Genomic DNA, 26,026 nt, shown 5'->3' with positions numbered 1-26,026 from the left:
AAAGCTCAACTCACTTTTTATTCTCACTTATCCTTTTAAACCGATTCATCGTAGCCAATACATTATTCACATACTTCATCGTTTCACCACCTCTGAAGTACCCGCTTTTACATACAGGGTCGTTATAGTATTCCGGATTGCTTTTCAGTTCGAGATACTTTTGAACATTTCCTTCCCATATATAAGGATTAGCTCCGTATTTTGAAGCTAGAGCCTGCGCATCATTTACGTGCCCGTTTCCTGCATTATAAGCAGCCAGTATGAATTTCTCACGCTCACTGATACTCTCTATCTTACGAAATATTTTATCCAACCTGTCCAGCAATTCAACTGCCGCCCCGATGCTCAGGTCAGGATTCATGCGGTCTTCACTGGTCAAGCCCAATGAGGCGGCAGTACGAGGCATTAGCCCCATAATCCCGGCAGCTCCCGCCCACGAAGTAAGATTGTTCTGGAAGCGGGACTCGTGATAGCAAATAGCAGCAAGGAATTGCCATTCGTATTTTGTATTCTTAGCATGTTTCCTGAAGAGCTCATCATAGACAGAAACAGCACCCTTAGGCAAATTTTTCGGGGTTATATACTCACCCTCAAAGAGCTGTTTGCTCAACTCGAAATACTTCTTTATGATACTCTTGTATACAGGTGTATTGTCATTCTCAGCAAACCACTCATTAAGAGCATTCGCCAGATTCGGCATATCTTTCCGTACGGCCCATGAAGCCCGTTGCTCGAAACTTATTGGCAAGGAGATATCAATATTCCTGAAATAAGTGCGGTTCAACCTGGCAATATATTCATCACAGGCTGTATATCTTATCTTGCCCAACGATACCATCTCTATCAGATCCTCGCTGGTAATAGTATCTTCGCTGACTGTATGAATCCTGATTCCCCCGCCTAATTCCGAATCAAGATTGAGCAGGCGTTGGTGGTATTTAGTATCGGCCTCCACATATACTTCCTTATCTATAAGACCAGTCACATCCTTTATTATAGTATCTCCTTTATTCGCCCTCTGAACAAGAACCTGATGAGTTATCTGCTGCAGCCCGCAATAGGATATAGAATCTTTCAGTTCATTTTGTATAGGCACTGCATAAGCGATAAGATCTCCCTCTCCCCTCTTTAGCATTTCTATCAGCCGGGTGGTATTCTCCGCCACTTTTACATTCAACTTCAATCCGTAATGATCGCAGAAGTCCTGAGCAAGATCATAGTCATACCCCATCGGCTCCTCTCTGTAAATAAAGTATGAGGTAGAGCTATTGAGTGTAATAATGGTCAGTTCCCCTTTCTCCTTTATTTGCTCAAAGTCGTAAACAGACTGCTCGTGCTTCTTCTTACATGAGAAAAAAAAGCAAGATGAAAGTAACAACAGGTAGACGATAAGGTTATATTTCATAGTGCTTCTCCTGTTTTTATATATTGTGAATGCGCTCTGACAGTTCAGACCTATAACAGATCAGGACATGCCAGTATTTTTATAATTTAAAATCGCCCGTGATTATATCTTCCACTTTGATATTATACTCCGCAACGACATGATTTACCACATCTGCGGCTGTAGGCAAGTTATCTATCAAGGAACTTACTTGTCCTATTTCCAACTCACCCTCAACAAGATCACCTTCAAAGATTCCCTTTTTAGAACGGCCGCGTCCAAGCAACTCACGCATTTCTTCCACCGATGCTCCTCTGTCTTCGGCAGACTGTACTGCATTATAGAACTCATTCTTTATCATGCGGGTAGGGCTGAGCTTTTTCAGAGAGAGAACAGTATCACCTTCTTTCAGGTTAATACAGAGTTCCTTAAATTCCTGAGAAGCCGAACTCTCCTGTGTCAGGGCAAAACGTGTACCCATCTGTATCCCTTCCGCACCTAATGCAAAAGCTGCCAGCATGCCATTACCGGTACCGATTCCTCCGGCTGCAATGAGCGGAATATGTATACTCTGCCTCACCTGAGGTATAAGTACCATAGTGGATGTCTCCTCACGTCCATTATGTCCTCCGGCTTCAAATCCTTCGGCTACAACTGCATCTACACCCGCTTCCTGGCATTTCAGGGCAAACTTAGAGCTGGATACAACATGGGTTACTATAATACCGTTATCCTGTAACTTTTTGGTCCAAAGCTTTGGATTACCTGCCGATGTGAATACTATTTTCACTCCTTCGGAAATAATAATATCCATTATCGTATCTATCTCAGGGTACATCAACGGCACATTGACCCCAAAAGGTTTATCTGTTGCAGCTTTGCATTTTTGGATATGTTCACGTAGTGTTTCGGGATGCATCGATCCGGCACCAATAAGCCCTAATCCGCCTGCATTACTCACGGCCGAAGCCAGTCTCCAGCCACTGCACCATACCATTCCTCCCGAAATAATGGGATATTTTATTCCAAATAAAGATGTTACTCTGTTTGTCATTGTTTATATTTTGGTTTTTACTTGTTAAGTATAAATACGAAAAGATTACAAAGGTAACAGAAAACAATTAATAATTAGAAATGAAAAATTAAGAATATCTTTTTACGTAGTTTCTCTATAAACTTGACAAATCTGACACTTTTTACATGATTTTCATTTGTCTTCTTTTCTATCACATTCTTTATTTTCGCTGTTCACTTTCTCTCTACATAGATAAAGTTTTTCCAGAAGAATTCAATACACGTCCAACCTTAGAACCGGTTTATGACTTTAACCTCTCCAGTTGTTCTTTGGAAAGACTGATATATCTCAGTCCCTTCATCTTAGCATCACTTACCGCAGACCGGACTTCATATTCCAGAAACTTTCCGCGCGAATATTCTTCTATTTCCGAAAGTGATATTTGCATTTCCCCTTCAATTGCCGGAGTTTCTTCCCCCATCTCAGGAGCTGCCTCTATTGGTCTTTCTTCCACTATAAGTGGCTCTGATTGCTCTTCCGCTTCCGGAGCGACCTCGTATACATCCGAAATTTCCTCTACAGCCTCTATCTCTTGTTCTCCATCTAAAAATGCAATAGCCTCTTCCTTCTCTTCTTTTATTGCTGTAACTATATCTGCGACATTACCAGAAACAGGAGGAATCTCAACCTTTATCACCTCAGTTTTCACGATTTGTTCTTCCTTATAAGGAGGAGGAGTATCAGCAACCGCCTTGTTTTCTTCAATAATCCCGGATAGGACATCCTCAATTTCATCAATCTTATCCCGTTCTAGTTCATATAGATTATCTATTTCATGCATCTTATATTGCAGCTGAGGCATTTTTCGCAAAAGCTTTTCCCGCTCGAAGCATACAAGTGAAATATATGGTTTGCCGGAAAAAGAGGTTTTGAGATCAATTATTATCCTGTAATCTTTACTCTCCCTCACTTTATAATCTATAAGATCACGGTAAGACAACCGATGAATCACATCATCCTCTTCTATGAAAATAAACTCCTTAGCCACACTATCATAGCTGAATAAATAAAAACCTACAGCACTGTCTATTATTTCATCATCGTCGAATCCCTCACAGGTCTTAAGCACAGAGCGAAGCCTTTGAGAATAGGAATCGGCCCAATTAAATCCGCTCGATGAAGTTTGGCTCTGCTCGCGGCTTTGTTTCATAAAGTGATTTACAAGCCGGATAATGATAAAGATAAGGATTGCATAACCGAATATTGACATTGGGTATATTATTGAAAATTTATAAAAAGACGACTCTAACAAACTTACAAAAAAAATGGTAATGATAGACTCTTTACGGTGAAAATCGATTGGATAAAATAACTCATAATTAACACGAACAGGCATTTAACCCATGAATATACAAAAGATTTAAATACCTTAGTTTCCAGAAATAAGCGTTAACTATGGAAAGTTTTATCGATATTGCAGCAAAGAATCAGAAAAAGGCACATGAAATAATAGAGAAAACCGGAATTATCGGAATCTGGGAATCAGTCGGTGCAGAAGTAAACCTTGTAGGTTCTCTTAAAACGGGATTACTGATGTCCAACAAAGATATCGATTTTCATGTATATTCTTCCCCGCTACTCATATCCGATAGTTTCGAGGCAATGACAAAACTTGCTGCAAAACCCGGTATCACCCGGCTGGAGTATATAAACGGCTTTGAAACGGAAGAACAATGTATCGAATGGCATGTACAATATCAGGATGAAGACGGATCGGTATGGAAAATCGATATCATCCATATATTGAAAGGCTCAAAATACGACGGATATTTTGAACGAATGGCAAAAAGAATAAATGAAGTTATGACTCCTGCACAGAGGCAAACTATATTGAAGTTGAAATATGAAACCCGTGAAATGGGGAGAATAATAGGGGTAGAGTATTATCAGGCTGTTATCAGGGATGGAATAAACAATGTAGAGGATTTCATAAAATGGAGAAAAGTAAATCCGGTAGGATACATTGTAGAATGGATTCCTTAATCGGCTGAAGTTATAAAAAACAGAAGTGCAGGCAATATAACACTACCTGCACTCATTATATATTTTCCCCGATTATCCGTTATCCGTTCACTTTCTTATAGTCGGCAAGGAAAGTAGCCAATCCGCTATCGGTGAGAGGGTGTTTCAGCAGCCCTTTGATGGCGGCCAAGGGGCATGTGGCCACATCCGACCCCACTTCGATACATTGGATAATGTGTTGCGTGCTGCGTATCGAAGCCGCGAGAACCTGCGTATCCATATCGTATGTGGAATACATATCCACTATCTTGCTTACCAGTTCTATACCATCACTGGAAATATCATCGAGACGCCCAACAAACGGCGACACATAAGTCGCTCCGGCTTTCGCGGCCAATAGCGCCTGTCCCACAGAGAAGACCAGTGTACAATTAGTCCGTATACCTTTTTTGCTGAAATACTTTATAGCTTTGATTCCATCTTCTATGCAAGGTACTTTTACCACAATATTTTTGTGAAGAGCAGCAAGCTCCTCTCCTTCTTTTATCATCCCCGCATAATCCGTCGCTATTACCTCGGCGCTGACGTCGCCATCCACGATGTTACAAATTTCCACATAGTGCTTACGCTGGTTTTCCACACCTTTTATCCCTTCTTTTGCCATCAGGGAAGGATTTGTTGTTACTCCGTCTAATACTCCGAGATCGTTGGCTTCACGGATCTGATCCAAATTGGCTGTGTCGATAAAAAACTTCATAATAGGTTATTTTTTAATGGGTTATTATCTGTACCTCTAAGTTCCGAATATATTTTAATAAAAACAACTCTAATGAGCCTATTGTTTTTTAGGCATATGGCATTCTCCGATGAAAGCCTTTCTTATACGTATACACCGATTCTGCTAAACCCAAATATTTTTGTCCGGTCTGATATTAATTATATCTTTGCATTAACATTAAAAGAATTTATGTCTCTTACACGTAAGAATATATTGGTGCTGTAAATAGCCCGTAATATGTAATACAACTTACTTTTACCGGCTATCCCTTCATTCTTTACCCGAATACTTCATTTTCGGGTGATTTTTCTATTCTATTTTATTAAAAACATTTTGTGACTATCATCTATGAAGGTTTGTTATACCCTCATAGCACGATATGCACAAACTAAAAGCATCAATTATCATGAGTAAAGAAATAAAAACAACGCAAAAAGAAATAAAACTGGTAGAAGATTTTGATTTGATATTCGACTTTTACAAGTTAGTAAACAGGCAAGGGCCGGGAAGCATAGAGATAACTAAGCAAGCCTTGAATTTTATACCAGATATCTCTGTCAACTCAAAGATCGCAGATATTGGTTGCGGTACAGGAGGGCAAACTATCACACTTGCAGAAAATACCTCAGGACATATTACAGCCATCGACTTATCGGAAAAATTTATAGAAATACTGGATAAAAATGTCAAACACACCGGATTTGAAGACAGGTTCACTAACCTTATAGGTTCGATGGAAGATCTTCCTTTTTCAGATAATGAACTCGATCTTATCTGGGCCGAAGGCTCTATTTATCATATAGGCTTCGAAAAAGGACTGCGCGAATGGCATCAATATCTTAAGCCGGGAGGATATATCGCAGTGTCGGAAGTGTCGTGGATTACAAAAGAACGGCCGCAGGAAATAGAAGAATTCTGGACGTTGAACTATGACGGGGTCGACACTATTCCTAATAAAGTAGCTGTAATGCAGGATACAGGCTATATACCTGTCGCTCATTTTGTATTACCTGTAAATTGCTGGCTCGAAAACTTCTACGATTTAGTAGAAGCGGCAGTAGGCCCATTCCTGAAACAACAAAATAATAGTGAAGAAGCCAAACAGTTTGTAGAAAGCCAGCTGACAGAGATCAATTTGTATAAGAAATATAAAGATTACTACAGCTATGTATTCTATATCGGACAAAAAATCTGATAAATGATGGTTATAGAAACAGCACGATTGAGAATTGTTCCGCTATCGGCGGAGCAATTCCGTCTACTCTTACTCGGAGAAGACAGAATGGAAATAGAAATGGGGTTGGTGCCTTCCGGAGAATGCCTCGATAAACATGTCCAACAGGCCATGGAGTATCAATACCAAAAAGCATTATCAGATACAGATAACTTTATCTGGCTTACCAACAGGCAAATCATATTAAAATCAGAGAATAAAGCCATCGCCAGTGCCAATTTTAAAAATTCACCGCAGGAAAATGCATGTGTTGAAATAGGATATGGTACAAATACCCGTTACCGCAATAAAGGTTACATGACTGAAGCCGTACAGGCAATGTGCGAATGGGCATTAAGTCAACCGGAAGTAAAATCCGTAACAGCAGAGACCGAAAAAGGTAATATCGCGTCACACAGGGTATTGCAGAAATGCGGCTTTGTAAATTATCAAAAAAATGAAAATAGCCTATGGTGGAAACTCCATTCAGTAAAAAACAGCAATATGAATGATCTGAAAATAAGAAAAATTAAAGATGAAGAACAAGCCGAAGTATACAATCTTATAAAGACAGCCTTTGAAACAGCAAAAGTAAAGGATGGCGACGAACAGGACTTCGCCCAAGAATTACGGCAGGGTAACAATTATATTCCTGAGATGGATTTGGTTGCAAAAGTGAATAATAAAATAGCCGGACAAATCATGTTCACAAAAACATATGTAACCAGAGCCGACAACAGCAAAACGGAAGCCCTTCTGATTGCACCCATTTCCGTCCTTCTCGAATACAGGAATTCGGGTATCGGCTCTGCATTAATTCGTGAAGGTTTTAGGCTTGCACGCGAGATGGGCTATAAAGCCGTTTTCCTTTGTGGTGATCCGGCATACTATCACCGGTTTGGATTTAAGCCCACATCGGCATATGGCATATGGCATATACTGGGATTCCCTGAAGAGAATGTGATGGTATGCGAACTGGTTGATGCTACACTTGAAGGTATGGACGGGACTGTAGATTTTTGTTAAAATTTATTGGATTATTATACCATAAAAACGGGCCATATCCATTATTTTTGTAGCCATATTCCAAACACATTATGATTGCAAACAAAAGATATTGGTATCATATTATCGCCATCTTCACGGTGATAGTATGGGGGACGACATTTGTATCCACAAAAATACTGATCGGATATGGCCTTTCTCCTGTCGAGATATTCCTTTACCGCTTTGTGCTGGCTTACATTGGAATATGGTTTTTCTGTCCACGCACTCTTTTTGCAAACAGCAAGAAAGATGAACTGTTGTGCGTTGCTGCCGGACTGACAGGAGGCGCATTATATTTTGTATTTGAAAATACGGCTTTGGGTATAACACTGGCTTCCAACGTTTCACTGATAGTATGTACTTCACCTATTTTCACCGCCTTGCTGACATTCCTTTTCTACAAAAAAGAGCCATTAAGACCCCGTCTTATTACGGGATCGCTGGTCGCGCTTGTAGGTATGGCTTTGGTTGTTTTCAATGGTAGTTTTATTTTGCAGATCAATCCTCTTGGCGACATGCTGACAGTATTGGCTGCCTTGTCCTGGGCTTTCTACGGCATTATACTCAAACAGCTGAACGGAAGATACTCCACCTTGTTTATTACCCGGAAAGTTTTCTTTTACGGAATTATAACCATGCTGCCTTTCTCCCTGATGGATTCTGCTACATTCACTCCCTCTTTGCTCATCAATCCCGTAATAGCATCAAATCTCATCTTTCTCGGGTTAATAGCGTCGCTGCTGTGTTTTATCGCATGGAACAGCGCCGTGAAAGAATTAGGAGTGGTGCAAACATCTAATTATATCTATTTCGTACCACTTGTCACATTACTCACATCTGCAATTGTTATCGATGAACATATCACTATTGTAGCACTGTTTGGCTCCGTATTCATCCTGTTGGGTGTCTATGTGGCAGAGAATGGCTTCAAGTTGAAATTCAAGCCCGGATAAAGAGACTGTCTTTATCTCAAATATTCTTGTTTTCAATACATCTGTATTCCGATTTTTGTTAGTATCTTTACTATATCCTAATAGATATTGATATAAAATTAACGATATGACAAAAAAAGTATTAGCCGTAACTTTAGTAGCTGCCATAGCCAGTGTTACAGTATATGCTTATATTCAGAACCAGAAAAAGAAAAGACGCAGAAATCTTCCTGTAACCTTTATCTAATTGAGCTCGCTCACATCTGCAATCCCATTGCGGTTGAACAACACACGGTATTTTCTGTAGTATTCGTCTTTGTCAGATATGCATTGCACAATAAAGTACAATGAATAGACTTTATTGCCTTCTATCTCCACAATACCTTTCTCCTCATCGGACATATATAGCGGAATAGAAGGATTGTCCATCTTCTGTGTAAAATTCAGCAGGTTGAAACGGGTAATGTCATTAATGCCCGATAAGCGGTATTCCTTATACTTTTCTATATCCTCTCTCGACAGGCTCACCCATTTGCGATAGAGCACAATTTTCTCGTCATAGAACTGATTTTCGGCTTCCACAAGAGGTGAACGGGCTCTTATATTGCGGACTTCTTCGGGCAGCTTGCTTTCTTCGATATAGTCGAACGCTTCTTTTATCCATCCTATTTCCTGCTTGCGGATACTCAGTTTCAATTTGGTATCGAAATACTTTTTGCCCAGCTTGGACGAAAAATAGTAGCGCATCATATCTTTTATCCGGTCTTTGAACATATAACTGAAGACCAGTATAATAAACAGGTCGGTGGTAAAATTACCAAACCGCAATGTGGCAAAAAAAGACACGACAGTAGCAAACACCATAGCTATGCCCGCCGCTATACTATAATAAAACTGCTCGGCCAGCAATCCGTCCTTTTTCCGCACTATTTGCAGAAAAAGGTCGCTTTCTACAAGTTTCTTCAAGATATTCCGCTGAGAAATAACGAGGCTGTTATGTTTTTCATCATTCTTATCCAACAGCCTGAACCCACGCTTTTTACGATGGGCGATTTCGTCTTCCACCAATCTATGTAATTCGGATTTTAAACGTGCATATAGAGGCCGCCCTTCCAGTAATCTCATTATCTGAAATGTATACTGCTCTATAATATTCCCCAGAAAGTCATCCCCATAAAGAAAGAATTCTCTCTGCTGTTGAGTAATATCGGGGTTGGTCAGCTCATCCCACATTTCACGATATTGCAATGCTATGTCCCTGATATCACGTATATAATTTTCGACATGTAAAGCTACTTTTTCATCCGTTGCCGTATTCTTTATTATCTGTACATGGCGGCGCAAGGCACTTTTGAGAATACAAACAAACATTTTCACCTGATAGACAAAGCTCTCCGACTTTACCTCATCGGCAGGGTTCACCGCCAAATCGTCCAGCGCTTTCTGTAAACGGGGCAAAGGTCCCCGCCCCGCTTTAAGTATTTCGGCCAGTGAGTATATCGGGGTAATGAGACGGATATTATTCTTTACATCTCTATAGAAATCATTTTTCTTATAGGTAGAACGATTGATATCGAGGCTATTGGGCAGAAACAACCAGGTGTTGATCTTGAAATCATTCACATCCTTAGTGTTTTTACTGGTAATAAAACCAATCTTAAACTCTAATGAAAAATTATCGTGTACTTTTACTTCGGTATCAATCATTATTTTTCCATTCGCTGTAAGGATCTTTTACTAAAGATGAATTATAGTAACGGCTGTCTCCTGTCACTTCCGCTCCCAACCAGTCGGGCCTGTCAAAGCCTTCTTCTTTATCGGCCAGTTCTATCTCGGCCATTATAAGCCCTTCGTTTTCGCCATAAAATTCGTCCACCTCAAATTTACGGATTCCATTCCTGATATAATAGCGCACTTTATCGATAATACCCGGTTCGCATAGCTTTATCAACTCGCGGGCTTCCTCTCCGGGTATTTCTTTCTCCCACTCGTAACGGGACATGCCCGACTCATCCCCTGCACCTTTAATCGTAATATACGCTTTATCTCCTTTTATACGGATACGGACGGTACGTTCAGGCACAGAAGACAAGTAGCCCTGCACGATCTCCTCGTGTGCATAAGCATATTGCTTAAAGTCGCCTCTGACTAAAAACTTCCGTTCTATTTCTAAAGCCATAATCTAATCAGCAAATTTGAAGGTAAATAAATTAGTAAATGTTTTCAGCCGATTATCCTGACCACCCTGCGAAAAACAATATGCCAATGGATAGAGTACTTATACTTTACCTCATTGGCATATCGGTTATATACTCACTGTTTTATTGAATAATCTGCTTTATAGCTCCCATATCAGGATAGAAGATAACCTTTATAGGTAATTTATTGTTATCAAACATCTTTGGAACGAGTACATCCTGTACACCGTATTGTACAATGTCACAATCTTTTTGTACATAGTTTCGTCCGTTGTATGATATCTGCAGACTGGCTTTTCCCGGAATATTATAAATTATTCCTGCCGAGAATTTCTTTTCCATATCTTTCTCTTCCTTAGGGGTAAGTACCTGTACTTGTCTTGGCTCTTTATTCTTTAAAGTAAGGGCCACAGGAGAACCGGAAAGATCATCGGCACCTACAACACCCAACTTAGACGAGAAACGGAAGATAATACGGTTGTCTATATTCTTTTCATCAGGGATTACAACAAACTCCTTTGTTCCCGCTTCCGCTGTTTCTGTGCCTGCAAACATGGCTGTGAGTGCTTTCTCCTGTTCTTCCAGTTGAGTCATTACCAGTTTATATGCGTTACCATCAGGCGGCATATTATCGGCATCTCCGGTAAGTATATTGTTACGGCTTTCGCGCAACCGATAAATCTGTTTGGCTATCAGTTCGGCCTGCTTCGCAGTAGAACCGGCTCTCAATATCTCTTCCGACAGGAAACTGCGCGGATTTGGAAGGCTTGCCGAGGTTACAGAAGCGTCTCCTTTAGTTTCTTCTTTTGGAAATGTATAATCATCGTTGATAGCACATATCAGGCCATCTTTTGTAAGCGTTACAAATGGAGCAGTAGTATTCGACCTGAATTCCACAAGGTATGATTTATCTTTATCAACTACACCTTTTGCAGTTGCATCTAGTTTATCCAATGTATAAGATACCGCATCTTCTGTTATAGGATTAGAAATACTCAGATAGCGCTCGGCATACTGAAAAAATTCTCCGGCTTTACGTGTTTTTTTTGTATAATCTACAGTAATTACCAGCGATGTTTTTGGCAGCGAATAGGCAACACCATAATCATTTGCTTTCACAGCACTCATCTTCACTGTGTTCTGGGCTGTCCCGTAGTTGGCCCCGATAAGGAGGAACAATAATAAACTTATATAATATCTCATAAGTCTTTCATTTAAAAATATTAATCTCACAAAGCTAATTATTTTTTGCGAAATACTTAGAAGCTGTTTGAATTTTGATCAGTGAAGCATTTCTTATTAATGTGTATATTTGGCTTTCTTTAATTCATTTAAAAGCTATGAATAATCTTACATCTTCTAAAATCCTAATTTTAGGGTTTACAGCACTTCTGTTTTGGGCCTGTGGCAATAAGCCTTCGAATAATGAAGACGGCTGGGAAACGCTTCTTGACAAAAACATGTCTGAATGGGAATCATATCTGAGCTATGAAATGAAAAATAGCTATAATGGTAGCATACCCCAAAATGCCAATGGTGATACAATTCAACCGATTGGCTATAATACAAGCTATAAAGATGTCTTTACAGTTGTATCTGACGAAAACAATGATCCCGTTCTGAGGATCAGCGGAGAAGTTTACGGTTGCGTTTTCACAAAAGAGAGCTACCGGAATTACCATCTCAGACTGAAAATGAGATGGGGAGAGATGAAATGGGAACCCCGCCTGAATAAAGCTTACGATTCGGGTATACTTTATCATTCGCAAGGTGAACCGGGTATAGATTACTGGAGGAGCTGGATGCTAAGCCACGAATTCCAGCTTATAGAAAGCAGTCCGGAAGGCAATAATGGCGATTACTGGTGCATCGGCAAAACTCAAATGGATGTACGTGTGCGAAACGATTCGGGAAAGATGGTTTTCGATCCCCAAGCACCGCTAACCACAATGGGAGCCGGTATTCCTGATGGTTATTATTGTGCTGTAAACAAACCTAATGGCAAGCCTAGGGGGGAATGGAACGACATTGATCTGATCTGCTTCGAGGGTAAAAGCCTTCATATTGTGAATGGGGAGGTTGTAATGGCCTTGTCTAATTTAAGATATACAGACGAAAACAATATAACTCATCCTCTGGACGAAGGCAAAATACAGTTACAAAGCGAAGCTGGTGAAGTGTTTTTCAAAGATATCAAAATACGGAAAATCACTGAGATACCTTCCCAATACGGCAAATATTTCAAATGAGCTGTTCACATCTGATATCTTGCGCTGATTGACCCGGAGATCAATAAAAAAGGGGCATCAATAATTTGATGCCCTTTTCATAGTGTTTAAACATGGTGGTCTGAAGATTGACTTACCGTTTTGCACGACCGGAAATATTAGTACATATAGCTTTGGCAATCCCGGCCTCATCGATTCCCAAGCATTTAACTATAAAAAACATTGCATAATTTACCAGGATACAATCTGTTCCGAAAGCTGACATTACGCAGCTCCCGTATTATTCATAATTTATTATCCTTGCTGATTGAATGTTTGTCTCCAATAATCTTTTCTTTTAGCAGTTCCAAGTATGTACAGAGGCTTGGTCAGAAACCATCCTGTTCCAGAATTAGATAAATGCTATTCTATATGATAGTTCATTTGTGAAGAAGCAATACTTATTAAAGTAAAAAGAAATGTACCCAATCTGATTGTCTCTTAATAAGAAGACTGGACAAATGCGGATTCGTTGCGTAAAGTACTGTTTATAAAACTTAAAAGATGTTCTCGCAGTGTAGTTTTTCGATATAGTAAACAGAAGTGATATTATTTCTTGCCTTTTCGTTTCAATTCATCTCTAAGCAAAGATGCCAATTCGTAATCCTCTCCGTCAATTGCATCTTTCAGCAGAGTTTCCAGTTCATCTTGGTTAAGGAGAGAATAATCCAGAGCCAGGTGATCCCTTTCATCTTCCGGACTAGTTGCATCCTGAATAGAGTTCTCATCAAATACGATCGCTTGCTCCTGCATAATGGCTTCCGTTGTAAATATAGGAGATTTCGTCCTCAATGCAATTCCCACTGCATCGGATGTTCTGGATTCTATCTGAATGTTTTTATCTCCCTGACTTAATATCATGCGGGAGAAGAAAACTCCATTCTCATATTTATAAATTTCCACTTCGCGCAGAATGATACCAAATTGATGTAACAGCGAACGAAACAAATCATGGGTAAGAGGTCTCGGAGGATAAGAGCCTTGCAATTTGAAAGCTATAGACTGAGCCTCGGGAGTGCCCACTACAATCATCAGCCGGCGTACACCATCTTCTTCAGCCAGAACCAGACCGTATGCCCCTGATTGTGTCTGGTTGAAAGAGAAACCTAAAACTGATAATTTTATTCTGTCATCCATGTTGTCGATATAATATGAGGTCAAAAATACTGATTTATTTTGTATCGCTGCGAGAATCATTCTTGTTTTAAAACATTTTAAACTATTACCCCGACCAGGACATAGCCTATCCCGATTAGGAAAGACCATTTTCTGCTATTTCGGAATGTGCCCGGACATCTGCCTATATTTAATTGTGAATTATGATTACCAATAGAATAAAAACTTATCTTTGCAAAGAAAAAACGAACAATAGGTATATGAAGAAATCCCACTTTCTGCAAACGCTATACTTGCAAAAACCTCTTCTACTTATTCTCCTCATAGCTACATTGTCTACTTTGCCGTGGATTGGACTCGGGGAATTCTATACTAAGGGAGAGCCTCGCGAGGCAGCATTGGCTATATCTATGATCGAAAAGGGAGAATGGATTATTCCTTCCAGCTATGCCGATGAGTTCGCATACAAACCTCCGTTAAACCATTGGTTGATTTCCGGTTTTTCCCTTGCTATAAACAAAGGAGAAGTGACTCCATTCACCTCCCGTCTACCCTCAGCTCTGGCATTCATTGCCATGATAGGCATTTGCTTCATGTTTTTTGCCCGCCGCCGTCCGGTTCTTGAAGCCTTTGTATCCTGCCTGATAATAATCACCTGTTTCGAAATACATCGGGCGGGCATGACTACACGAATAGATATGCTGCTTACATTCCTGATGGTTGCCGCACTCATTCAGTTATATACGTGGCATGAAAAACGCCGACTCGGATTGCTTCTCTCAGCCTGGACATTCCTCAGTCTGGCTACTTTAGCTAAAGGGCCTGTAGGAGTTCTCCTGCCTTGTCTTATTTTTGGAATATACCTCCTCTTCCAGCGCGAAAATTTCTTTAAAGCAATGCTAAAATGCCTAGTTATATTAGTTTCGGCTCTCATCGTTCCGCTTATTTGGTATTATGCAGCATATCAGATTCAGGGAGATGCTTTTCTAAATAAGGTTTTTGCCGAGAATTTCGGACGATTTCTGAGTATAGACTCTTCAATACTCAACATAGACTATGAACTGGGAGTGGAAAATCCATGGTATTACTATTCTATTTCTCTTATTGCCGGATTTCTTCCCTGGACCATATTACTGGCTATATCTTTATTCTTCATCAAATACAAAAAACCATCGGGTACAATAAAATCTTTCATCTCTAAGATTATATCCATGGATAAGGTACTTCTGTTCAGTCTGCTTGTAGCAGTTGTAGCCATTATATTTTTTACGGTTCCCTCTTCGAAGCGGAGCACATATATTATGCTCACTTATCCGTTTATTGCTATTTTTATCGCCCGCTTCTTTATTTATCTTACAGATGTTAAACCTTTGGCTGTACGCATATCAACCTCGATATTGTTAACTGTAAGCATACTGGCATTGTTGCTTGTTATACTGGCATATACAGGTATAATAACCGAAGAAATGGCACAATCCCTGTCGAAACGGGAAAGAACCTTGCGGGATATTCATGTATTCTTTAATCTGTTCCTGCATCCGGGATGGCTTGGCCTATTGGGCATAATGGTATTGCTTGCGGCCATAGTGAACAGCTTCTATCTGTTGAGAAAAAAGATGAATCTGAAAATATTAATGGCCGGATTCGGATTGATGCTGGCAATTAATTTATTTATGGACTCTTATTTATTGCCCGGTTATAAAAACGCATATTCGACCCGTCCGTTTGCCGAGCACCTAGCAAGGAAGTATGAGCTCAAAGACAATGTATATGTCACCAACTATCTGAAGAGCTACAGGAACCTGTATTCTCTCAATTTCTCGATGCACAACAGTTTTAAGAATATAGAGAAAGAAAAGCCCGACTATGGCTACTTTATCGCCTTAGAACTGGATATAGACAGAATAAAAGAGCAATATAAAGAGTATCAATTTACTCTGCTCGAATCGAGCGATAAGATGAACGAAAACAAAAACGAAATACTCTTCTTCAAGATAAAAAAGAAGAATTAGCATATTTTAGACAAACTTAAAAAGCACACATGAAAGAGCAGTTAACCGGACTGGCTAAGCGAAAAGCCATCAGACAATTAATCAAATATGGTCTGGTCGGTATTGTAGGATTAGTTATAGATATGGGAATATTTTACCTGTTGGTAAATAAATTCTCAGTACATTACCCGTTTTCGGCAACGATAAGTTCATTGCTGAAGGGAAACATGTCTATAGGCATGCTGGATATACTTATATCCAATATAATAAGCCAGACTTTGGCCGTCGTAAACAACTTCATTCTGAATAGTTATTTTACATTTAAAGTTACCGATCAGAAACTGAAACGATTTATGTCATTTGCCTCTATTGCCATAGTAGGCATGATCATAAGTTCTATGTTACTGACATTATTCATAGGTATAATGAAAATAGATGATATGCTGGCCAAAGTATTCGCCATTTTCATTGTTGCTGCTATACAATTTGCCATAAATAAGTTCTTCACATTCAAAGAACATAAAAAATAATTTTGTGTCATATTCTTTGATAACAATTCAAGGTTTTTATCAAACAAAATTTCACATAATTTGTTTAAATACTAAAGAGAATAATAAATTGTGACGAGACTACGCCTAATGAACCAGCTTTATTGAAAAATAAAGCACTATTACTTAAAGAACAAACTCACATAACCATTCTCTGATAATAGAATTAAAGAAATGCTAAGTAAAGGTTTAAGAAAGCACGCATCAAATCCTGTAATAGGACTTTTCCCGTTCATCCTGTTCATTATATTACACACTATGAACGTAAAGGAGCAATTCGCATTATGCGCAGGCTTCGCTCTGGCTTTTTTCGGAGAATTATTTTTCCGGATGTACTATAAAAGCCGGGCTTTTAGTGCCACATTTTACATTTCAGGCATCTCCATCCTTATCAGCCTTGCTGTATGGCTTGTCATTCATCCGTATGTAGAAAAACCAAATACATACATCGTTATCTGTGAAGTCATCATAATCTGCCTTTTCATGCTTCTCAGGGCAAGTAAAACATATATGGCCGCCCACTTTTTTCGTCAGAAGAACCTGATACAAAAAGCTCTGTTAAATGAATTCTACGATTCGGCCACATTGATCCAATACGGACTCACCCTTCATGTTTTTGGTATAATGCTGTATCGCCAATTCACTGTAAGTAGCCAGAACGTCCATATCTCCGAAGTTATAATCTTCTCTATATTGCCAATTCTTATCATTCTATCGATAGGGGTTTATCAGGTTCTCAAGATCAGTAATCTGGTAGCCAGACTAAGGAAAGAGGAATGGATCCCGATCGTAACCGAGAAAGGTGAAGTTACAGGTAAGATTGCAAAGAATGTATCCATAAACATGAAAAACAAATTTTTACATCCTGTAGTCAGAGTAGCATTGATTTCAAATTCTAAAGTGTATTTACAGGAAAGGCCGCTGAATGATATATTGAATCCGGGAAAACTCGACTACCCCTTCGAGAAATACATGCTTTTCAACCACGAGATTAATCTGGCTGCACGCAACAGTATCCGTAAGATGGTAGGTGATGAGATAGAATTTTCCATTAAGTTCCTGCTGAAATATGTCTTCGAAAATGAAGACACAAGACGTCTGATATTCTTATTCACAGCGAATATAGACGATGAGGACTTAATAAAGAGGAATGGAAAAATGAATGGAAAATTCTGGACAATAAAACAACTCGAAAACGGGTTTGCTGATGAAATATTCAGTGAATGTTTCGAGTTGGAATTTGAATACCTGAAAAACATGGTACTGGTTCCATCAGATATTTTCGTACAACCCAAAGCCAGTGTAAATTAAATCCGCTATAAGTTCTTTCGGTTTTTCCATACCTGAAAAGAATTTACAACATTTTGCCAGAGCACATATGCTCCCGGCCCAATCGAAGAAATGGGATTCAAATACGTTTGTGCCATCCAAATAGCCAGGATGGTATTTTTTTGTCCAAGCCCCTGCCCTCCGGCAACAGTATCATCATAGATGCGCCCTAACCGGCGACCGGCGAGAAACTGAGAGACGCAGACCACCAAAGCTGCCAGTGCGATACCCGCCTCTACAATATAATTAGGGCTTTCCTGATCTGAAATAAACTGCACGGTCTTTCCTGTGATAATTACTAATGCGACAGACCAGATGTAGAAAGATAGGCTCTTGGCTTTCCGTATCTCGTAATGTACTCTCGGCAGAAACTTTTGTAGGAGAAGAGCACCAAAGAACGGCAGGAACAATAATATAAATACTTTCTGAAAGACAACCCATAACGAATCTGTGAAAGACGTAGCGTTTACTTCACCGGTAAAAGCAAATATGACAGGAGCAACAACAACTATTGTCATATTACTAAGCAGGCTGTATGCCGTCAGGCTGGCTACATTACCCCCCAGCATACCTGTAATAACAGGAGCCGATGTAGCTGTAGGCGCAAGAATGCAAATCATAGCTCCCTGTGCAATTATAGGATGTACGGGCAACAGAAGTAAATAAACGGCAATACTTCCTGCAACCTGTATCAGTATCAGCCAAAGATGAAGGCGTGTAAACTGAATATCCCTGAAAGAAATGTTGCAATAAGTTATTAGCAGCATCAATACAATAAGATAAGGCGTAAGAAAAGAAAGTGCCCCCATATACTGATGCAGTATAATCCCTGTAATCATGGCTATAGGCATCATATACGATTTTATCTTATTGAGCATAATCGTGAAAACTAAAGGTTCTTGAGCATATAAATAGTACATGCATAATGTCCGGAGTTCCCTAGAGGATGCTCCAACTGTTTAAAACCGAAAGACTCATACATAGACACGGCTTTGGAAAATTCGGGAAAAGACTCAAGGTAGAGTTGTTTATATCCTAGTGCCATAGCACGATCAATAGACTTTTCGAATAAACGAAAACCAAGCTTCTTTCCTCGGGCCGAGGGCGACAAATAAAGCTTAACCAATTCTGCGCATTCTTCGGATAGACCTTTTGTCGGATATATGCCGCATCCCCCTATAAGTAACCCATTTTCTTCTGCAACCCAGTATTCTGCTTTATCTTCTGAAAAATATTGAAAAAGAGCATCTGTTTCAGGGTCACTATATACCGTACCTACCTTTTCAGAACCAAATTCATCAAACACAGCCCTGATTAAAGCAGCAAGCTCCTTATTATCTTTTTCCTCTATGGGACGGATTAGTATTTCATCCATTATAGTCTTGATATAATCAGCCTTTAAAAGCCATAGTTCACCGGCTCTCTTTAGGTAGCGAAGATTCTACTACGGCATATACCTTATCTATGAGTTCGGGCAAATCGTCCGATTTAAGATTAGCAGTTTCTATCGGGTCGTGGAAAGTAAGGGTTATCTTCACAGGATTCATTATCCACGAATGAATAGGCAATACCTTATACGCTCCATCGATGGTAAGCGGAACTATCGGCAGTTTAAGGCTAAGCGCCGTCTGGAAGGCGCCTTTCTTAAATTCAGCCATCTTCCCGTCCGGAGAGCGGTGACCTTCCGGAAAAACAACAGTAGACATACCATCTTTGAGCGTCTCTTTTGTTTTTCGCATCGTATCCACTATTCCCTTGCGGGTGGTGGAGTCTACAAAGACATGGCCGGCTTTATCGGAGGCAAAACCTACTAAAGGCATCTTTTTCAGGCTTTGCTTCATCAACCATTTGAAATTATGCCCCAAATAACCGTATATCAGGAAAATATCGAACGCGCTTTGATGATTGGCCACAAAGACGTACGACTGATTTTTATCGAGATTCTCATTCCGGTTAATTTTGATTCTTAATAATGCGGCCATACATACAAACCTGCCCCAAATCACTCCGGGATAATATCCCCAGAATTTATTGTTGCCAATGACAGAGCCTATTATAATAGTCAGTGTACACCAAATGGTGGACAGAATCAGTAATGGAACAAATATTAACCACTGGTAAGGAAAGTATAAAATACGAGCCATATTATTTATCTTTTGGAGGGTTAAATAGAAAGGAACTGCTACCGGTGCAGCTCCTTTCTTTTATCTTCATACGATCAGGGAATCTATTTGCTCAGATTAGCAATACTTTCCTTTATCGTTTTTATTTTACTTTCCGCATCTGCCTGTTTCTTGCGCTCATTTTCGACAATTTCAGGCTTGGCATTAGCTACAAACTTTTCGTTACTGAGTTTATTCGCTACCGATTTGAGGAACCCTTCGAGATAAACGAGTTCTTCATTCAGTTTCTCCAATTCGGCTTCTATATCGATATTGTTACCCAGAGGAACGGAAAATTCAGTTGTACCAACTAAGAAAGATACCGCCGTAACATCTTTTTCACTTACAGTCTTTATCGATGTAAGGTTTCCCATCTTGGAAATAACACTATCGAAAGCAGTATTGTATCCGCCAATAACCTCAAGCGATAATTCTTCTTTATTCGGTATATTCTTTTGCAGACGGATGGTACGCACTCCCGCAATAGTTTCTTTAACCTTTTCGAAGGCTTCGAGCAACTCATTATCAGATGAAGATTCTTTTGGCATATCGGAAACCATAATACTTTCGCCTTCTTTTCTTTCGGTTAATGCCTGCCATAATTCTTCTGTGATAAACGGCATAAACGGATGAAGAAGACGAAGCAGCGAATCGAAAAAGCCAAGCGTAGCTTCATATGTCTTAGCATCTATCGGCTGCTGATAAGCAGGCTTCACCATCTCCAGATACCACGATGAGAATTCATCCCAGAACAGTTTGTAAACTGCCATCAGAGCTTCGGATAAGCGATACTTACCGAAAGAATCGTCGAGTTCCGCGGTTGTTTTAGCCAATATATTTTCAAACCATTCTATCGCTATTTTAGCTGATTCAGGCTGCTCAATATTCTTGTCCACTTCCCATCCTTTTACCAGACGAAAAGCATTCCATATCTTATTATTGAAGTTGCGCCCCTGTTCACAAAGAGCCTCATCGAACGGAATATCATTTCCTGCCGGAGCAGTGAGCAGCAATCCCATGCGCACGCCGTCTGCTCCGTATTTCGAAATCAGATCGAGCGGATCAGGAGAGTTACCTAATTGTTTCGACATCTTACGCCCCTCTTTATCGCGTACAATCCCTGTAAAATAAACGTTTTCGAAACAAGCCTTATTACGATATTCATATCCGGACATAATCATACGGGCTACCCAGAAGAATATGATATCCGGCCCTGTTACCAAGTCATTCGTCGGATAATAATAGTTTATTTCTTCATTGTCAGGATGGTTTATTCCATCGAAAACAGATATTGGCCACAACCACGAAGAGAACCATGTGTCGAGGCAGTCTTCATCCTGACGCAGGTCTTCCATTTGCAAACTTGGATTTATCTTCTGCGCCTCGGCCAATGCTTTCTCTGGAGTTTCTCCTACTACAAAACCTCCTTCAGGCAAATAATAAGCCGGAATTTGATGTCCCCACCATAGTTGACGGCTTATATTCCAGTCCTTAATATTTTCCATCCAATGGCGGTATGTATTTTTAAACTTGGCCGGATAGAATTTGATTGTATCGTTTTCAACTGCATCGAGTGCCGGTTTTGCCAGATTTTCCATTTTCAGGAACCATTGCATCGATAATTTCGGTTCGATAGGCACGTGTGTACGCTCCGAATATCCGACACTGTTGGTATATGCTTCCGCTTTTTCGAGCAGACCTAATTCTTGCAAGTCCTTCTCTATCTTTTTACGCACATCGAAACGATCCATGCCTTCGTACTGAAGTCCGTATGAGTTTAATGTACCATCATCGTTGAAAATATCGAGTCCTTCTAGATTGTATTTCTCACCGAGCATATAGTCGTTCACATCATGTGCAGGAGTAACTTTCAGAAATCCTGTTCCGAACTCCATGTCCACATATTCATCCTCTATAATAGGTACAACACGATTGGCGATAGGCACAATAACTTTCTTACCTTTCGCAAATGCTGTTTTGGGGTCGTTCGGATTAATACATACAGCGATATCTCCAAAGATAGTTTCGGGACGGGTGGTAGCAATTACCACAAAGCCATCTTCCCCTTCAATTTTATATTTCAGGTAATACAACTTTCCATGCTCTTCCTTATGGATAACCTCTTCATCCGAAATTGCGGTTTTGGCGGCAGGATCCCAGTTTACCATACGGATGCCGCGGTAAATAAGTCCTTTATTATATAAATCTACGAATGTTTTTATTACACTTTCCGACCGTTTTTCGTCCATAGTGAAACATGTACGATCCCAATCGCACGATGCTCCCAACTTTTTCAACTGTTCAAGGATGATGCCACCATGTTTATGAGTCCAGTCCCATGCATGTTTCAGGAATTCGTCACGTGTAAGGTCATATTTACTTATGCCTTCAGACGCAAGTTTTGCCACCACCTTTGCTTCAGTAGCAATGGAGGCATGGTCGGTACCCGGCACCCAGCAAGCATTTTTGCCCATCATGCGGGCACGGCGTACAAGTATATCCTGAATAGTATTGTTCAGCATGTGCCCCATGTGCAGCACACCGGTGACGTTAGGTGGAGGGATAACAATCGTATAGGGTTCACGACTATCGGGTTCGGAATGAAAGAACCTGTTTTCCAACCAGTATTTATACCACTTGTCTTCTACTTCAGCAGGATTGTATTTACTTGCAATTTCCATAATTAATCATTTAGTAACAGATAGATTTTAATGATGCACTTCTGAATCATAATTGACTATTGTTGCTTTATTTACCAAAATAATAAACAGGTCTGCGACCTTAGTAACTGTTAGGGATTTTCACAAAAACGTTTTTTACATGAAAAACCAGTAGTTCTTCGTTCATTTTTAGTCTGTTTTTGGCTAATTTTCACTTTCACTCAGCTCAGGTAGCCCGCTACCATCACTTCGCGGAAGCAAAAATCGCCTCAAAAACAACTCTAAAAAATTAGAACGAGAAATTCCCTAACAGTTACTTAAAACTTTTAGAGGGAACAAAAATACGAAATAGTTTTCAATCATTTCTTATTTTGCAGTATCCAAGTAAAGATGTATCTTGTATCCCCGAAAAACATATAGTCCCAATATAATATGAAAAACATATCCGGATTGATTTTATTATCGTTTATCCTGCTTACCACAACAGCATCTTGCGGAAATAAAAAAGCTTCAGACCCCATATCACTAAAGGTAATGAGCTTTAATATATGGATGGGTGGAGGTAAATCCATCGAAGCCACGGCCGAAGTCCTGGTAAACAGCGGTGCCGATATTATAGGCATACAAGAAGCCACACGTAAGGACCATAACACGGCAAAGCAGATAGCAGACAGTCTGAACTGGCATTCCTATGTATATGGAAGAAGTACAGCCATCATTAGTAAATACCCTATTGTAGACACATCGGAGAATAAGCAAGGAGTAAAAATAAAGATAGATGACAGCCATTTTGTGTGGATGTTCAATGTTCATCTGATGTATTGCCCTTACGAACCATACCAGCTGAACGGAATCGAATATTGTGGAGCCCCACTTCTTTCCACTGCCGCAGAAGCTATCGAGTCTGCAAAAAAATCGCGTGAAAAAGAAGTGAAATCTAATGTAGCAGATATCCTGACCATTCAGAAAGAAGGGTATCCGATATTCTTGACAGGAGACTTTAACGAACCATCCTGTCTGGACTGGACTAACAATGCTGTAGAGGCAAAGCTATGTAAAATAGCTGTCGCATGGCCATCTACGAAAGCCTTTATAGATGCCGGACTAAATGATTCTTATCGAAAGAAATATCCGGATGAAGTCAAAGATCCCGGACATACATGGACAACTCTGCCTGAGACAAAGGCATATACAGAAGTACTGGACCGTATCGATTTTGTATTCTTCTCAGGGGATAATATCAAACTGGAGAATTCTCAGATTGTAGGGGAAGAAAGTCCTTTTAGTAATATAAAGTTCAATAATTATCCGTCCGATCACAGGGCTGTACTCAGCACCTTTACTATTAAATAACAGGATAACCGTATTATTTTCCCAATAACATAATCATCAGTATGCCCGTACACACGGCTCCGATGGTAGCAACCAATCCCGGCAACATAAAGGAATGGTTCAAAACCCATTTACCGATACGGGTAGTCCCTGTACGGTCGAAATTAATAGCCGCTACAACAGTAGGATAGTTTGGCAAGAAAAAATATCCGTTTACCGTAGGGAAAAGAGCTATCAGCATCCACGGAGATATCCCTAGTGCAATGCCAAGCGGCATCAGTGCGCGCACGGTGGCAGCCTGACTATATAGCAGAATAGACATTACAAATAGAGCGATTCCGAATATCCAGGGCATTGAGGTTACTACTCCTTCGATAGAAGTGCGCAATTGCTCCATATTTCCATTGATAAAAGTGTCCCCCATCCAGGCGATTCCGAATATGGCAACTACTGCCTGCATTCCGGCGATAAAGACAGAGCCTTGTGCCGCTTTTATCCCATTTGTATTTGTAGTGAGCAGGATGAGGGCAGCAGCAGATAACATCAATATTTCAATAATAATGGGCATATTCAACCTATTGCCCCCTATATTACGCAAACTTTCTATTGACCCGAACAGGATGATAAAGACAGTTGCCAGAATAAATATAAGAACAGACAGTCCCGCCTTACTCTTCAACTTATAATCTATTTTTTCTATCGAGGTACTTTTAGCAAACATGCCATCCTCTACCCGTTGGAGATATTCAGGGTCTTCATGCAATTCCTTTCCCACTCGCATACTGAACAAGGCACCCAATAATACTCCGATCAGAGTCGATGGTATACTTATCATTAAGATGTCAAGCAAGGAAATATCATATCCTGCCAGCATACTTAGCAATGCTACTGTGGCCGCCGAGATAGGGCTGGCAGTTATAGCCTGCTGGGATGCGATTACAGCGATACCAAGTGGTCGCTCGGGTCGTATCTTTGTCTCACGGGCAACTTCCGCTATTACAGGTAATACAGAATAGGCTACATGCCCTGTTCCGGCAACAAAGGTAAACAGATAAGTGACTATCGGACTTAGCAATGTAATACGTTGCGGATGCTTCCGTAAGAATTTCTCAGCCATCGATACCATCAGATCGAGTCCGCCTGCCGCCTGCATACAACCTGCCGCCGCAATAACGGCGACTATCATCAGCATGACATCTATGGGTGGCGAAGTCGGTTCCAGCCCGAAACCGAAGACAAGGACGGCAAGCCCCAATCCTCCCATTACACCTAATCCGATGCCTTGTATCCGGGCTCCTATAATAATGGCTGTGAGGACAAAGAGGAATTGTATCAGCATATAAGTCTATATTATGCGATTAAAAATTGATGTCAAATATAATAATTTAATAAAGATGTGAATGTTTTGCTGAGAAGATAATCTTTCCGGATCTATGACATTTGAAGAGGGTAAGTTCATCAACAAAACAGAAAATAATTATCTATATTATTTTTATATGCCTATTAACGAATTTGGCAATAAAAGTGATCTTTGAAATATCAGAAAGGGATAGATTTTATATACGCTATATTCCCGTGGCAGTTGGTTGTTACTTTTTTGGAAAACTGTAGGGGGCGAATTGAAAATCGGGGGAGCCAATAAACATTCGCTCTATACTGATTGCGGGCGAAAGATGTTTCGCCCCTACAAAAACCATAAAACCTGTTACCTTTGTTACCTTTTCAAAGTAGTAAGCGTTGAGTAATAAGTTTGAAGGAGTTCTAATTGTTGACTGCTAACTGTTGACTGTTTACTGATATATGTGTAACCTTTGTTACCTTTTAACAATTACGGGTTATTTACTGTTTACTGTAAAAAGTGTCAGACATGTCAGATTTTAACAAATTGAGAATGGAATCGAATTATCAACTTTTACTTCAATCACTGTTGGCGGCCTGATTCGTGATGAAGCTCTCTTTTTTTCCAAAATGTCATATTTAACGTTGACTTTTACATTATTCCCCCTACATTATTTAGCATATATCTATAATT

22 protein-coding genes are annotated in these 26,026 nt (G+C 40.0%); 9 read left to right on the top strand and 13 right to left on the bottom strand.

Annotated elements, in window-relative coordinates:
• Positions 1 to 10 precede the first annotated feature (10 nt).
• From QZL88_RS11375 to QZL88_RS11365, 3 genes are all read right to left on the bottom strand, one after another.
• Positions 11 to 1,405 (bottom strand): transglycosylase SLT domain-containing protein, encoded by a 1,395-nt coding sequence (locus tag QZL88_RS11375; RefSeq protein WP_296941268.1) that lies wholly within the window; start codon positions 1,403 to 1,405, stop codon positions 11 to 13.
• A 79-nt stretch (positions 1,406 to 1,484) separates the two neighbouring features.
• The gene (locus tag QZL88_RS11370; RefSeq protein WP_296941266.1) at positions 1,485 to 2,438 is read right to left on the bottom strand and encodes a nitronate monooxygenase; all 954 of its coding nucleotides are present in this window, start codon (positions 2,436 to 2,438) and stop codon (positions 1,485 to 1,487) included.
• Positions 2,439 to 2,700: 262 nt separating this feature from the next.
• Positions 2,701 to 3,669, bottom strand: coding sequence for a hypothetical protein (locus QZL88_RS11365; RefSeq protein ID WP_296941264.1), 969 nt, complete (start codon positions 3,667 to 3,669; stop codon positions 2,701 to 2,703).
• Between the two features lie 185 nt (positions 3,670 to 3,854).
• Here QZL88_RS11365 and QZL88_RS11360 point away from each other — a divergent pair, with 185 nt between their 5' ends.
• Entirely contained in the window at positions 3,855 to 4,442 is a 588-nt protein-coding gene (locus tag QZL88_RS11360) for a phosphoglycerate mutase family protein (RefSeq protein ID WP_296941262.1), read from the top strand.
• A 79-nt stretch (positions 4,443 to 4,521) separates the two neighbouring features.
• Here QZL88_RS11360 and fsa read toward each other — a convergent pair whose 3' ends face one another.
• A complete protein-coding gene (fsa, locus tag QZL88_RS11355; RefSeq protein WP_291110012.1) occupies positions 4,522 to 5,178 on the bottom strand; it encodes a fructose-6-phosphate aldolase in 657 nt (218 codons plus the stop codon).
• Between the two features lie 427 nt (positions 5,179 to 5,605).
• Here fsa and QZL88_RS11350 point away from each other — a divergent pair, with 427 nt between their 5' ends.
• The 3 genes from QZL88_RS11350 (at position 5,606) to QZL88_RS11340 (ending at position 8,412) form a co-directional block, all read left to right on the top strand.
• A complete protein-coding gene (locus QZL88_RS11350) occupies positions 5,606 to 6,394 on the top strand; it encodes a class I SAM-dependent methyltransferase (protein ID WP_296941258.1) in 789 nt (262 codons plus the stop codon).
• 3 nt (positions 6,395 to 6,397) lie between these two features.
• On the top strand, positions 6,398 to 7,438 hold the full coding sequence (locus tag QZL88_RS11345; RefSeq protein WP_296941256.1) for a GNAT family N-acetyltransferase: 1,041 nt from the start codon (positions 6,398 to 6,400) through the stop codon (positions 7,436 to 7,438).
• Between the two features lie 71 nt (positions 7,439 to 7,509).
• Positions 7,510 to 8,412, top strand: coding sequence for a DMT family transporter (locus QZL88_RS11340; RefSeq protein WP_296941254.1), 903 nt, complete (start codon positions 7,510 to 7,512; stop codon positions 8,410 to 8,412).
• Positions 8,413 to 8,634: 222 nt separating this feature from the next.
• On the opposite strand, the gene QZL88_RS11335 is transcribed toward QZL88_RS11340, so the two are convergent.
• The 3 genes from QZL88_RS11335 to QZL88_RS11325 all read right to left on the bottom strand — a co-directional run bounded on the left by QZL88_RS11335 (position 8,635) and on the right by QZL88_RS11325 (position 11,792).
• On the bottom strand, positions 8,635 to 10,098 hold the full coding sequence (locus QZL88_RS11335) for a hypothetical protein (RefSeq protein WP_296941252.1): 1,464 nt from the start codon (positions 10,096 to 10,098) through the stop codon (positions 8,635 to 8,637).
• Positions 10,091 to 10,570: a CYTH domain-containing protein gene (locus tag QZL88_RS11330; protein ID WP_296941250.1), complete on the bottom strand. Its 480-nt coding sequence runs from the start codon at positions 10,568 to 10,570 to the stop codon at positions 10,091 to 10,093. The genes QZL88_RS11335 and QZL88_RS11330 overlap by 8 nt, the downstream gene beginning before the upstream one ends.
• A gap of 142 nt (positions 10,571 to 10,712) precedes the next feature.
• A complete protein-coding gene (locus tag QZL88_RS11325; RefSeq protein ID WP_296941248.1) occupies positions 10,713 to 11,792 on the bottom strand; it encodes a DUF4831 family protein in 1,080 nt (359 codons plus the stop codon).
• Positions 11,793 to 11,929: 137 nt separating this feature from the next.
• Here QZL88_RS11325 and QZL88_RS11320 point away from each other — a divergent pair, with 137 nt between their 5' ends.
• Positions 11,930 to 12,838 (top strand): DUF1080 domain-containing protein, encoded by a 909-nt coding sequence (locus QZL88_RS11320; RefSeq protein WP_296941246.1) that lies wholly within the window; start codon positions 11,930 to 11,932, stop codon positions 12,836 to 12,838.
• A 567-nt stretch (positions 12,839 to 13,405) separates the two neighbouring features.
• Here the strand turns inward: QZL88_RS11320 and QZL88_RS11315 are convergent.
• Positions 13,406 to 13,993, bottom strand: coding sequence for a bifunctional nuclease domain-containing protein (locus QZL88_RS11315; RefSeq protein WP_044216515.1), 588 nt, complete (start codon positions 13,991 to 13,993; stop codon positions 13,406 to 13,408).
• Between the two features lie 239 nt (positions 13,994 to 14,232).
• Here QZL88_RS11315 and QZL88_RS11310 point away from each other — a divergent pair, with 239 nt between their 5' ends.
• The 3 genes from QZL88_RS11310 (at position 14,233) to QZL88_RS11300 (ending at position 17,822) form a co-directional block, all read left to right on the top strand.
• Complete coding sequence (locus tag QZL88_RS11310; RefSeq protein WP_296941242.1) at positions 14,233 to 15,984, top strand: glycosyltransferase family 39 protein; 1,752 nt, start codon at positions 14,233 to 14,235, stop codon at positions 15,982 to 15,984.
• Positions 15,985 to 16,013: 29 nt separating this feature from the next.
• On the top strand, positions 16,014 to 16,493 hold the full coding sequence (locus tag QZL88_RS11305; RefSeq protein WP_006800854.1) for a GtrA family protein: 480 nt from the start codon (positions 16,014 to 16,016) through the stop codon (positions 16,491 to 16,493).
• A gap of 192 nt (positions 16,494 to 16,685) precedes the next feature.
• On the top strand, positions 16,686 to 17,822 hold the full coding sequence (locus tag QZL88_RS11300; RefSeq protein WP_296941238.1) for a hypothetical protein: 1,137 nt from the start codon (positions 16,686 to 16,688) through the stop codon (positions 17,820 to 17,822).
• A gap of 5 nt (positions 17,823 to 17,827) precedes the next feature.
• On the opposite strand, the gene QZL88_RS11295 is transcribed toward QZL88_RS11300, so the two are convergent.
• The 4 genes from QZL88_RS11295 to QZL88_RS11280 all read right to left on the bottom strand — a co-directional run bounded on the left by QZL88_RS11295 (position 17,828) and on the right by QZL88_RS11280 (position 22,683).
• Positions 17,828 to 18,718: a transporter gene (locus tag QZL88_RS11295; RefSeq protein WP_296941236.1), complete on the bottom strand. Its 891-nt coding sequence runs from the start codon at positions 18,716 to 18,718 to the stop codon at positions 17,828 to 17,830.
• Positions 18,719 to 18,729: 11 nt separating this feature from the next.
• Positions 18,730 to 19,215 carry a GNAT family N-acetyltransferase gene (locus tag QZL88_RS11290; protein ID WP_296941233.1) on the bottom strand — a complete coding sequence of 162 codons (486 nt, stop codon included), beginning with the start codon at positions 19,213 to 19,215 and terminating at the stop codon, positions 18,730 to 18,732.
• A 37-nt stretch (positions 19,216 to 19,252) separates the two neighbouring features.
• A complete protein-coding gene (locus QZL88_RS11285; protein WP_296941231.1) occupies positions 19,253 to 19,984 on the bottom strand; it encodes a lysophospholipid acyltransferase family protein in 732 nt (243 codons plus the stop codon).
• Positions 19,985 to 20,067: 83 nt separating this feature from the next.
• The gene (locus tag QZL88_RS11280; RefSeq protein WP_296941228.1) at positions 20,068 to 22,683 is read right to left on the bottom strand and encodes a valine--tRNA ligase; all 2,616 of its coding nucleotides are present in this window, start codon (positions 22,681 to 22,683) and stop codon (positions 20,068 to 20,070) included.
• A 411-nt stretch (positions 22,684 to 23,094) separates the two neighbouring features.
• On the opposite strand from QZL88_RS11280, the gene QZL88_RS11275 reads away from it, so the two are divergent.
• Entirely contained in the window at positions 23,095 to 24,015 is a 921-nt protein-coding gene (locus tag QZL88_RS11275; RefSeq protein WP_296941227.1) for an endonuclease/exonuclease/phosphatase family protein, read from the top strand.
• A gap of 13 nt (positions 24,016 to 24,028) precedes the next feature.
• On the opposite strand, the gene QZL88_RS11270 is transcribed toward QZL88_RS11275, so the two are convergent.
• A complete protein-coding gene (locus QZL88_RS11270; protein ID WP_296941225.1) occupies positions 24,029 to 25,333 on the bottom strand; it encodes an anaerobic C4-dicarboxylate transporter in 1,305 nt (434 codons plus the stop codon).
• Positions 25,334 to 26,026: the final 693 nt, after the last annotated feature.

Source organism: uncultured Dysgonomonas sp. (assembly GCF_900079725.1).
In the GTDB taxonomy this organism is placed as follows: domain Bacteria; phylum Bacteroidota; class Bacteroidia; order Bacteroidales; family Dysgonomonadaceae; genus Dysgonomonas.
The sequence above is the reverse complement of the archived record's forward strand: the minus strand, read 5'-3'. Positions and strand labels throughout refer to the sequence as shown.

Excerpts from the sequence above, each read along its gene's own strand:
- QZL88_RS11370 (WP_296941266.1), bottom strand. The coding sequence starts at position 2,438 with ATGACAAACAGAGTAACATCTTTATTTGGAATAAAATATCCCATTATT.
- QZL88_RS11280 (WP_296941228.1), bottom strand. The coding sequence starts at position 22,683 with ATGGAAATTGCAAGTAAATACAATCCTGCTGAAGTAGAAGACAAGTGG.
- QZL88_RS11315 (WP_044216515.1), bottom strand. The coding sequence starts at position 13,993 with ATGGATGACAGAATAAAATTATCAGTTTTAGGTTTCTCTTTCAACCAG.
- QZL88_RS11345 (WP_296941256.1), top strand. The coding sequence starts at position 6,398 with ATGATGGTTATAGAAACAGCACGATTGAGAATTGTTCCGCTATCGGCG.
- QZL88_RS11365 (WP_296941264.1), bottom strand. The coding sequence starts at position 3,669 with ATGTCAATATTCGGTTATGCAATCCTTATCTTTATCATTATCCGGCTT.
- fsa (WP_291110012.1), bottom strand. The coding sequence starts at position 5,178 with ATGAAGTTTTTTATCGACACAGCCAATTTGGATCAGATCCGTGAAGCC.
- QZL88_RS11270 (WP_296941225.1), bottom strand. The coding sequence starts at position 25,333 with ATGCTGATACAATTCCTCTTTGTCCTCACAGCCATTATTATAGGAGCC.
- QZL88_RS11275 (WP_296941227.1), top strand. The coding sequence starts at position 23,095 with ATGAAAAACATATCCGGATTGATTTTATTATCGTTTATCCTGCTTACC.
- QZL88_RS11305 (WP_006800854.1), top strand. The coding sequence starts at position 16,014 with ATGAAAGAGCAGTTAACCGGACTGGCTAAGCGAAAAGCCATCAGACAA.
- QZL88_RS11360 (WP_296941262.1), top strand. The coding sequence starts at position 3,855 with ATGGAAAGTTTTATCGATATTGCAGCAAAGAATCAGAAAAAGGCACAT.
- QZL88_RS11330 (WP_296941250.1), bottom strand. The coding sequence starts at position 10,570 with ATGGCTTTAGAAATAGAACGGAAGTTTTTAGTCAGAGGCGACTTTAAG.
- QZL88_RS11325 (WP_296941248.1), bottom strand. The coding sequence starts at position 11,792 with ATGAGATATTATATAAGTTTATTATTGTTCCTCCTTATCGGGGCCAAC.
- QZL88_RS11340 (WP_296941254.1), top strand. The coding sequence starts at position 7,510 with ATGATTGCAAACAAAAGATATTGGTATCATATTATCGCCATCTTCACG.
- QZL88_RS11335 (WP_296941252.1), bottom strand. The coding sequence starts at position 10,098 with ATGATTGATACCGAAGTAAAAGTACACGATAATTTTTCATTAGAGTTT.
- QZL88_RS11285 (WP_296941231.1), bottom strand. The coding sequence starts at position 19,984 with ATGGCTCGTATTTTATACTTTCCTTACCAGTGGTTAATATTTGTTCCA.
- QZL88_RS11350 (WP_296941258.1), top strand. The coding sequence starts at position 5,606 with ATGAGTAAAGAAATAAAAACAACGCAAAAAGAAATAAAACTGGTAGAA.
- QZL88_RS11290 (WP_296941233.1), bottom strand. The coding sequence starts at position 19,215 with ATGGATGAAATACTAATCCGTCCCATAGAGGAAAAAGATAATAAGGAG.
- QZL88_RS11300 (WP_296941238.1), top strand. The coding sequence starts at position 16,686 with ATGCTAAGTAAAGGTTTAAGAAAGCACGCATCAAATCCTGTAATAGGA.
- QZL88_RS11375 (WP_296941268.1), bottom strand. The coding sequence starts at position 1,405 with ATGAAATATAACCTTATCGTCTACCTGTTGTTACTTTCATCTTGCTTT.
- QZL88_RS11320 (WP_296941246.1), top strand. The coding sequence starts at position 11,930 with ATGAATAATCTTACATCTTCTAAAATCCTAATTTTAGGGTTTACAGCA.
- QZL88_RS11310 (WP_296941242.1), top strand. The coding sequence starts at position 14,233 with ATGAAGAAATCCCACTTTCTGCAAACGCTATACTTGCAAAAACCTCTT.
- QZL88_RS11295 (WP_296941236.1), bottom strand. The coding sequence starts at position 18,718 with ATGCTCAATAAGATAAAATCGTATATGATGCCTATAGCCATGATTACA.